Consider the following 9,048-nt stretch of genomic DNA (forward strand, 5'->3'; position numbering starts at 1 on the left):
CCGATGCTGATTCGAAGCCTGAAAAGCGCCGGACTCGTCCTTGCCCTGATTGCCATCTTCCTGCTTGGGGTATGGGCCCAGGCCAGCGGCGCCATCGATGACTTCCTGTGGTACCTGCCCGACGTCCAGTATCTGGTGGTCCAGCACCTGTGGCTGACCTTCCTGTCGGGCAGCCTGGCGATCCTGGTCGCGATCCCGCTGGGGGTGTGGCTGTCGCGCCCGAGCATGGCCAAGGCCGCGGAATCGATGATGCAGGTGCTCAACGTCGGCACCACCATCCCCACCCTGGCGGTGCTGGCGCTGTCCATGAGCTTTCTCGGCATCGGCACCGTGCCGGCGGTGTTTGGCCTGTTCGTGGCTACCCTGCTGCCCATCGCGCGCAACACCTACGCCGGACTCAAGGGCGTCTCGCCGGCGCTCAAGGAGGCCGCTGCCGGGATCGGCATGTCACCGACCCAGCGCCTGCTCAAGGTGGAACTGCCCAATGCCCTCTACGTCATCTTCGCCGGTATCCGTACCGCCCTGACCATCAACGTCGGCACGGTGCCCCTGGCCTTTTTGATCGGCGCAGGCGGACTGGGTGAGCTGATCTTCACCGGCATCGATCTCTACGATCCGATCATGATGCTGTCCGGGGCCATCCCCACCGCCCTGCTGGCGATCCTGGTGGACGCCCTGGTGGCCGGCGTGGCCTTCATCGTGGTGCCGCGCGGCGTCAATCCGGCCCGGGTCTGAACACCTGGGCTTTCCAACAACGACACCCTGCAAGGAGATATTCGCATGAAGACCCTGATGACCACCCTGACCGGCCTGGCCCTGTTTACCGCTACGGCTACCGCCACGACGACCGCCAGTGCCGACGAGATCGTGATCGGTGGCAAGAACTTCACCGAGCAGCAACTACTGGCCAGCATGACCACCCAGTATCTGGACGGGCTCGGCTACGACGTCGACACCCGCGCCGGCATGGGCTCGGCGGTGCTGCGCCAGGCTCAGGAAAACGGCCAGATCGACCTCTACTGGGAGTACACCGGCACCTCGCTGATCAACTACAACGACGTCACCGAATCGCTGTCCGCCGACGAGACCTACCAGCGCGTCAAGGAACTGGACGGCGAGAAGGGCCTGGTGTGGCTCGAGCCTTCCGCCGCCAACAACACCTACGCCCTGGCCATGCGCGCCGAGAGCGTGGAGGAAACGGGCATCAGTACGCTGTCCGACCTGGCGTCCGCGGTGAATGACGGTGAAGAGCTTGCCTTTGCCATGAACGCCGAGTTCTATGCCCGCGAAGACGGCTGGCGTCCGCTGCAGCGCGCCTACGACTTCCGCGTCGAGCGTGGCGCCGTCAAGCGCATGGACTCCGGCCTGGTCTATCAGGCGCTGCGCGACGGCCAGGTCGATATTGGCCTGGTGTTTGCCACCGACGGTCGTGTGCCGGCCTTCGACTTCCAGATCCTCGAAGACGACCAGGGCTTCTTCCCGGCCTACGCCCTGACCCCGGTGGTCCGCCAGGACACCCTGGACGCCAACCCGGAGCTCGCAGAGCAGATGAACGCGCTGTCGGCGCTGCTCGATGACGACACCATGGCGAGCCTCAACGCCCGGGTGGACGTCGAGCGCGAGACCATCGAGGACGTCGCCGAGTCCTTCCTCGAGGACAACGAACTGCTGTGACCCTTCAAGGCCCCCGCTCGGGGGCCTTTTTCTTAGCTCGCCAGCGTGCGGCGAGCGGAACCTGCAGCAGCAGCGACCGGTCGCCCCCCCTCCTGCATTGCTGCTCTCCCTGTTCGACAAAGGACCTCCCCATGAGCACTTCCCGGGACGTCATCCACTGGATCCTCACGTCTCCCCTCGACCGCCTCGATGACGCTCAGTGTCGCCACGCCAAGCGCTGCCTGGTCGACCTGATCGGCGTCGCCGCCGGCGCCACCGACACTGCCCTGGCCGAGCACGCACGGAGCTACGTCAGGGTGCAGCACGCGGGGGATCGCCCCTTGCTGTTCGCGTCGTCAACGGCGTCGGCTACCGGCGTCGCCCTGCACGGCGCCTGGCTGATCGATGCACTCGACGCCCACGACGGCCAGGTGCTGACCAAGGGCCACGCCGGCGTTGCCATCCTGCCGGGACTGCTGGCGCTGCCCGAGATCGAGCAGGTCAGCGGCAGGGATTTTCTCGGCCTGCTGGCGATGGGCTACGAGATCGCCACCCGGGCCGGCATCGCGCTGCACGCCTCGAGCCCCGACTACCACACCTCGGGGGCCTGGAATGCCCTCGGTGTGGCAGCGGTGACCGCGCGCCTCAAGGGCCTCGACCCGGCCCAGCTGGAACACGCCCTCGGCATCGCCGAATTCTATGGTCCACGCAGCCAGATGATGCGCTGCATCGATCACCCCACCATGCTCAAGGATGGCAGCGGCTGGGGTGCCCAGGCCGGCGTCGCGGCCACGCTGCTGGCCGAGGACGGCTTCACCGGCGCCCCGGCGGTGACCCTGTGCGACGAGCAGCAAGCCGCGGTATGGGGTGATCTGGGACGGCGTGACTACCTGTCGGAACAGTACTTCAAGGCCTATCCGGTATGCCGCTGGGCCCAGCCGGCGGTGGAGGCGGTACTCGCCATACCCGCCGCCGAACGCCAGGTGGACAATATCGAACGCATCGAGATCACCACCTTCCACGAGGCCAGACGCCTTCATACCATCGCCCCGACCACGACCGAACAGGCCCAGTACAGCCTGCCCTGGTCGGTCGCCTGCGCCCTCGATCGAGGCACCATCGACGTCGCCGCCATCAGCCGGGATCTCGGCGACGACGATCTCGTGGCGCTGTCACGGCGGGTGACGATCACCGAATGCGATGACTGCAACGCACGCTTCCCGGCCGAGCGCTGGGCCAGCGCTACGCTGCACCTGCGCGATGGTCGCCGTATTCAAAGCCCTGCCATGGAAGCCCGTGGCAATCCTCACAATCCGCTGAGCGATGACGAGATCGCAGCCAAGTTTCAGGCCCTGGCGAGCCCGGTGCTGGGCGCACGCGCCAATGAGATCGAGGAGGTCGTCGGCACCCTGGAAACACGCCCCATCGGCGATCTGCGGAGGTTGCTGGGACAACCTTGAACGCGCGAGCTTGAACGCGCGAGCCCAGGGCGTCGAACAAGACGGGAGGTGGCTAGGGTGACAAAGGTGCCATGGGTGACAAAGGTGGCAAAGGTGACAAGCGCCGTGAAAGCGCCAAGGATAGGCAGATGAGACCGCTACCCGAGGATTCGACATGCCTTTCGCCCCCTCCGACGTCATCTTGATCACCGGCGGCTCCCGCGGCATCGGCCGCGCCACCGCCCTGGCCTGCGCCCGTGCCGGTGCGCGAGTCGCCTTCAGCTACCGCAGCGATGACGCTGCCGCCCGGGACACCCTGGCAGCCTGTCAGGCGCTGACCGGCGAAGACGGCGCCATTGCCCTTCAGGCCGACGTGGTCGAGGAGGCCCAGGTGATGGCGCTGTTTGCCAGCACGCGACAACGTCTGGGCCCGATCACCGGGGTGGTCAACAACGCCGGCATCGTGGCGCCCTCCATGGCACTGACGGATATGTCAGTGGAGCGCCTGCGTCAGGTGGTCGACACCAATGTGCTCGGCGCCCTGCTGGTCGCCCGGGAAGCCGCGCGCGCCCTGATCGACCATGGCGCCCTGGTCAACGTCAGCTCCATGGCCTCTCGCCTGGGCTCACCCAACGAGTACGTCGACTACGCCGCCAGCAAGGGCGCACTGGATACGCTGACCATCGGCTTGAGCAAGGAACTGGGCCCCCGTGGCATTCGCGTCAATGCCGTACGTCCAGGGCTGATCGAGACCGATATCCATGCCCGGGCAGGTCGACCGGAGCGGCTGGCTGAACTCGGGCCCGGCTGTCCGCTGGGGCGTGCCGGTCGTCCGGAAGAGGTCGCCGAGGCCATCGTCTGGCTGCTGTCCGACGCGGCCTCCTATGTCACGGGGTCCTTTATCGACCCCGCCGGAGGTCGTTAGGGCTCGTCTGACAAGCGCCTGGTTTCGTCGGCTCGTGACCCAGGTCGCCTCGCCGTCTGTCTTTTTGACGTATAGAAGATGTTGCTGTCAGGCATTTTTTCGGCCCCAGGCGATCCGGGGCCCGCAACGGAGCCCTTTCTATGGACACTCGCTTCTATCTCCTTATCGCCGCGGTCCTCGTCGGGCTGGCCGTCATCCACTGGATCGGCTTTCGCATGCTCAAGCGCAAGCTGCAGCCTCCCCAGGAAAGCGATGCCATCCGCGACGCAACGCCCGGGCGCAGCAGAGACAACAGCGACAGCAGTGAGGAACGTTGATCCGCCGGGCAAATTGCGGCACCTTGTGGCGCCCTGCCCCCACCCTCAGGAATTCCAGCAATGCAGCATCAGGACCAGCTACAGGTCGCCTGCGCCCAGATCAACGCGCGCCTTGGTGACGTCGAGGCCAATCTCGCCCATCACCTCGACGTGATTCATGACGCCCGCCGTCGTGGCGTGGAATTGCTGGTCTTTCCCGAGCTCTCGCTGACCGGTTACGGCCTGGGCCCGCGGGTGCTGGAGGAGGCCATGCCATCGGAAGACCCGCGGCTGATCCAGCTGGCCAAGGCGGCCGCCGGCATGCAGGTCATCGTCGGCTTCGTCGAGGAAGCGAGCCCCGGCGAGATCTACAACGCCCTAGCGATCCTCCAGGACGGTCGCATCGCGGCGGTGCATCGCAAGCTCAACCTGCCCACCTACGGCGGACTCGAGGAAGGCAAGTGGTTCAGCCATGGCGCCAGGCTGACCGAGGTGGCGGTGCGCCCCGGCTGGAGCACCACCTCGATGATCTGCGCCGACCTGTGGAATCCGGCGCTGGTGCATGCCGCCCTGCTGGCACGGCCGACGGTACTGTGTGCACCGATCAATTCGGCCTCCGGCATCGTCTCCGAGGACTTTTCCAACGAGGAAAACTGGGCGCTCAACGTGCGGTTTTACGCCATGACCTATGGCACGCCGGTGTTGATGGCCAACCGCTATGGACCCGAAGGCGACAGCCACTTCTGGGGCGGATCGCGCATCCTCGGGCCACGCGGCGAGAGCCTGGCCGAGGCCGAGGATCGCGAGACCCTGATCTGCGCCGAACTGTCGCGTACCGCCATCGCCAGGGCACGCTTCGAACTGCCGACCCTGCGTGACGCCGACAGCCCCCTGATTCGCGAACTGATGAGCGGCTATCGCTGATACAGCGCCGGTTCGCGTAGCGCTTTCGACACCGGTATCGACAGCGCTTTCGACAACGGTATCGAGACGCCAGGCGTCGAGAATTCTCAAGGTGAAAATGCTAGGATAACGCTTCCATCTTGCAGACAATTTTCGGCGCCACCTATGACAACATCGTCTCGATCCTGCGGCCTTTCCTCTCCTTCTTGCCTGCTCGTCATGGGCGTATCCGGTTCGGGAAAATCGTATATCGGCAAACTGCTGGCCGAACGAACCGGCGCGTTGTTTATCGACGGTGATGACCATCACAGCCCCGAAAACATCGCCAAGATGTCCCGCGGAGAACCGCTCACCGACGAGGATCGTCAGGGCTGGCTTGCCACCCTGGCAGGGCTCTACCGGGAGCATCAGCAGCAGGGGCAATCGCTTGTCATCGGCTGCTCGGCGCTCAAGCGCCAGTACCGGGACCTGCTGCGTGAAGGAGCACCCGCGCTGGAGATTCTTTATCTGCATGGCAGCCACGAGGTCCTGCTGGAGCGGCTGAACAGCCGTGGACAGCACTTCTTCGCCGGCGAGCACATGCTCAGGAGTCAGCTCGCCACCCTGGAGATGCCAGGCGATGACGAGGCCATCCGTTGCGATATCCAGATGACCCCCGATGCCATCATCGATGACTTCCTGGCACAGCTTGCGAGCCGTCGATAGTCCCGCATGCCAGCGCTGAACGACCTGTCGCAGTGAGACCCGACCCGACCTCGGTATCGCCCTTTCCTGACAGGCTGCTGTCAGCTTTTTTATCGGTGATAGCGCGAAGGCAAAGTTTCTCGCCCATGCAGCAGTAATGAAGCCCGTAGAATTGTCACCAAGTCGTCATGTTGCAACTCTGGTCGACCACCAGTACCGACGGCGAACAGCGTTGACCGCATCCCGGCAAATCGCGGCAACAACCGGCCGTCGACAACGGAACGTCGACATCAGCGCGTCGCTGGTCAGTACGTAACTCGTCAGCACGTTATCGGACGGCACGTTACTGATTAGTCAGTACAGTTGGCCAGCGCGTCGATATCAGCAGACAGGAGGCTCCCATGACAGATCCAATGGTAGGCAAGACGTTTGAATTCAACTGTGACGGCACCACCTGGGGCGTCGTCTTCGAGAATGCCACCCGCATGCGTCATCGCCTGGGCGGCAATTCACCGTCCCAGAAAGCTCAGGACATCAGCTCCGCCTACCTGGCGACCCCGGTCGATGAGCACCGGATCTTCGTCTACGGACTCGAGGAGCAACAGCTGGCGCTGCGCTACGTGCTGGATTTCAACGACATGACCTTTGTCGGTCATGGTGCCTTTGACGGTCTGTCCTCCACCGCCAGTGGCGAGTTCCGCCCGTCCTGAATCCTGGCGGCCGCGCCTTGATATGGCCACGCCGTACCTGGTAATCGCCTGGCACCTGAAAACAGTCTAGATAGGCATCAAGCACCAGCGGACATCAAGGACCGTCGAGAAACTGCATCGGTCGCCGGTCCTTGATGCCTGTGATGGCCCATTTGGGCCACCCCTCAGGCTTCGGCCTCGACTCCCCACCGCTGGCGTGCAGAGATCATCGCTGATGACATGACGCCGATGATCAAGACACTGGTGATCAGGCCTTGGTGACTAGGCTGGGGTGACTAGGCCTGAGTAATTCAGCCCTGGTGACATGGCCCAGACAATCAGCCCGCGCGGTGGCGTTCGGCCAAGGCAACCAGCCCGGCCAGGGTAGCCTTGTCGCTGTCGACTTCCTCGACGCGAATACCCTGGCGCTCCAGCGCCTGGCGGTAGAGCGGATTGAGACTGGACGAGCCGACCAGTACCACCGCGCCCTGGTGGTCCAGCAAATGCTCGCGCTGGGCCAGCACCTCGGCACCAATCAGCACCCCGGACAGAAAACTGCCCACCTGGTGGGCGCCAAGTCCTGCGTACAGGTGGCGGCTTCGGCCTTCGAACAGGGCGTGCATCAAGCCCGCCGGATGGTCCGCCGCCGCCAGCCCCTGGGCAAAGCCATCGGCGTCGTGGGCGTCGCTGCCCCTGGCCGGCTCTCCCGGCAGGGTATGAAACCGCACCGCATGATAGAGCTCGCCGGTCATCACCGTGGAGAAGTCGATCAGCCGCTCTCCTTCCAGACGGGCCCACTTGCTGTGGGTGCCCGGCAGACAGCAGACCCCGGCGGACAAGCCCAGCAGCGCCAGTGCACCGAAGGCCTGGATCTCCTCGCCGCGCATCACGTCGACGTGATCCTCGCGCACCACCTTGAGGCCAGGCACGATCCAGGCGTTGTCCAGCCCCGGCGCCGCTACGACATTGTCGGCCAGGTCGGTGGCCGAACGCGGCACCTCGAGCTGCGGTGCTTCGCTCCAGCCCCGCGCCGAGCCGACCATGCCCGACAGGTAGACCGGCACTTCACCGCCCTTTCGCCAGGCCCCGACCTGGGCCTCGCAGTAATGCGGGAATTCGTCCGTGCTCAACGACTTGAGCCCGGCATCCGAGCGCACGCTATCGAGACACTCGCCGCTGTCGCGGTCCACCAGAAAGGCCCGAAAGTTGCTGGTTCCCCAGTCAATGGCGATCAGCCGCCGGCTCATGCGCCACCCCCTTGCTGGCCTGCCTGGTCAGCCGCCAGACGCTGCCATTCGGCCACCAGCTCGCGCGCGATCTCCCCCACCTCGACGGCGCTGCGTCCGGGCTTGTAGAGGTTGCTGCCGAAACCGAAGCCGGCGATGCCGACGGCATGCCACTCGGCCATGTTGGAGCGATCGATACCGCCCACCGCCAGCACCGGCAGGCCCTTGGGCAGGATCGCACTGATGTCCATGAAGTAGCCGGTACCCAGGCGTGCCGCCGGGAACAGCTTGAGTGCCGTCGCCCCTGCCCGCGCCGCGGCCAAGGCTTCGGTCGGGGTCATGCAGCCGATCATCGGCGCAAGCCCACGCTCGGCGCCCAGCGCCACCAGCTCGGCCTCCGTGTTGGGGGTGATCATCAACGGCGCCCCGAGCTCGGCAAGCCGAGCGGTATCGTCTTCGTCGAGCACCGTGCCGGCACCGATCAAGACGTCGTCGGGACAACAGGCCACGGCGCGCTCGATGCTGACCCAGGGCTCAGGCGAGTTGAGCGGAATCTCGATCAGCCGGAAACCGGCCTCGACCAGGGCGTGACAGACCGGCTCGATCTCGTCCGGCGTGATACCACGCAGGATCGCCACCAGCGGCGTCTCGGCCATGGCAGCGTCCAGCACGCGACGTTGAGCGTCGTTCATCGCAAAGTCCTCGAAGTCGAAAAGAAGGAAAACTCAGCCCCATGATAAAGCGAAGGGCGGCTGTTGCCGCCCTTCGCCGTCAGGGTTCAGACCTAGTTGACTAGCCACATGGCCATCTCGGGCCACACCAGCAGCGCCGCGAGTACGCATAGCTGCAGGGCGATAAAGGGCAGCACCGAGACGAAGATGTCCTTGAGGCTGATCTCCGGTGGCGCCACGCCCTTCAGGTAGAAGGCCGCGGGACCGAACGGCGGCGACAGGAAGGACACCTGCATGTTCACCGCGAACAGGATGCCGAACCAGATCGGGCTGTAGCCCAGCTGCACGATGATCGGCACGAAGATCGGCAGGGTCAGCATGGCCACCCCGATCCAGTCGAGGAACATGCCGAGCACGATCAGGATCGCCATCATTACCAGGATGATCACGATGGGCGAGACGTCCAGATCCATGATCATGCCGGAGATGAAGCGGTTGCCGCCCATCAGGTTGTAGACCCCGACCAGGGCGGCGGCGCCGATGCCGATCCAGATGATCATGC

The 9,048-nt window shown here is 64.9% G+C and carries 11 protein-coding genes; 8 read left to right on the top strand and 3 right to left on the bottom strand.

All coding sequences use genetic code 11. The features are described from left to right. Positions 1 to 3 precede the first annotated feature (3 nt). The 8 genes from NH448_RS12965 (at position 4) to NH448_RS13000 (ending at position 6,610) form a co-directional block, all read left to right on the top strand. Entirely contained in the window at positions 4 to 735 is a 732-nt protein-coding gene (locus NH448_RS12965; RefSeq protein ID WP_253028861.1) for an ABC transporter permease, read from the top strand. A 45-nt stretch (positions 736 to 780) separates the two neighbouring features. Beyond that, the gene (locus NH448_RS12970; RefSeq protein ID WP_253028862.1) at positions 781 to 1,674 is read left to right on the top strand and encodes a glycine betaine ABC transporter substrate-binding protein; all 894 of its coding nucleotides are present in this window, start codon (positions 781 to 783) and stop codon (positions 1,672 to 1,674) included. Between the two features lie 131 nt (positions 1,675 to 1,805). Further along, complete coding sequence (locus NH448_RS12975) at positions 1,806 to 3,113, top strand: MmgE/PrpD family protein (RefSeq protein ID WP_253028863.1); 1,308 nt, start codon at positions 1,806 to 1,808, stop codon at positions 3,111 to 3,113. Between the two features lie 154 nt (positions 3,114 to 3,267). Next, positions 3,268 to 4,017 (top strand): SDR family oxidoreductase, encoded by a 750-nt coding sequence (locus tag NH448_RS12980; RefSeq protein ID WP_108450189.1) that lies wholly within the window; start codon positions 3,268 to 3,270, stop codon positions 4,015 to 4,017. A gap of 140 nt (positions 4,018 to 4,157) precedes the next feature. Further along, on the top strand, positions 4,158 to 4,334 hold the full coding sequence (locus tag NH448_RS12985) for a hypothetical protein (protein WP_253028864.1): 177 nt from the start codon (positions 4,158 to 4,160) through the stop codon (positions 4,332 to 4,334). A gap of 60 nt (positions 4,335 to 4,394) precedes the next feature. Then, positions 4,395 to 5,237: a nitrilase-related carbon-nitrogen hydrolase gene (locus tag NH448_RS12990; RefSeq protein ID WP_253028865.1), complete on the top strand. Its 843-nt coding sequence runs from the start codon at positions 4,395 to 4,397 to the stop codon at positions 5,235 to 5,237. A gap of 144 nt (positions 5,238 to 5,381) precedes the next feature. Then, positions 5,382 to 5,921 carry a gluconokinase gene (locus NH448_RS12995; RefSeq protein WP_124803963.1) on the top strand — a complete coding sequence of 180 codons (540 nt, stop codon included), beginning with the start codon at positions 5,382 to 5,384 and terminating at the stop codon, positions 5,919 to 5,921. A 380-nt stretch (positions 5,922 to 6,301) separates the two neighbouring features. Beyond that, on the top strand, positions 6,302 to 6,610 hold the full coding sequence (locus NH448_RS13000; protein WP_045995291.1) for a hypothetical protein: 309 nt from the start codon (positions 6,302 to 6,304) through the stop codon (positions 6,608 to 6,610). A 317-nt stretch (positions 6,611 to 6,927) separates the two neighbouring features. On the opposite strand, the gene NH448_RS13005 is transcribed toward NH448_RS13000, so the two are convergent. The 3 genes from NH448_RS13005 to NH448_RS13015 all read right to left on the bottom strand — a co-directional run. Then, complete coding sequence (locus NH448_RS13005) at positions 6,928 to 7,836, bottom strand: 2-dehydro-3-deoxygalactonokinase (protein WP_045995290.1); 909 nt, start codon at positions 7,834 to 7,836, stop codon at positions 6,928 to 6,930. Then, on the bottom strand, positions 7,833 to 8,507 hold the full coding sequence (locus NH448_RS13010) for a 2-dehydro-3-deoxy-6-phosphogalactonate aldolase (protein ID WP_253028866.1): 675 nt from the start codon (positions 8,505 to 8,507) through the stop codon (positions 7,833 to 7,835). The genes NH448_RS13005 and NH448_RS13010 overlap by 4 nt, the downstream gene beginning before the upstream one ends. Before the next feature lie 92 nt (positions 8,508 to 8,599). Beyond that, positions 8,600 to 9,048, bottom strand: a 449-nt coding sequence (locus NH448_RS13015; protein ID WP_253028867.1) for a TRAP transporter large permease subunit, incomplete at its 5' end; no start/stop codon positions are given.

The organism is Halomonas sp. OfavH-34-E (assembly GCF_024124525.1).
GTDB lineage: Bacteria > Pseudomonadota > Gammaproteobacteria > Pseudomonadales > Halomonadaceae > Halomonas > Halomonas litopenaei.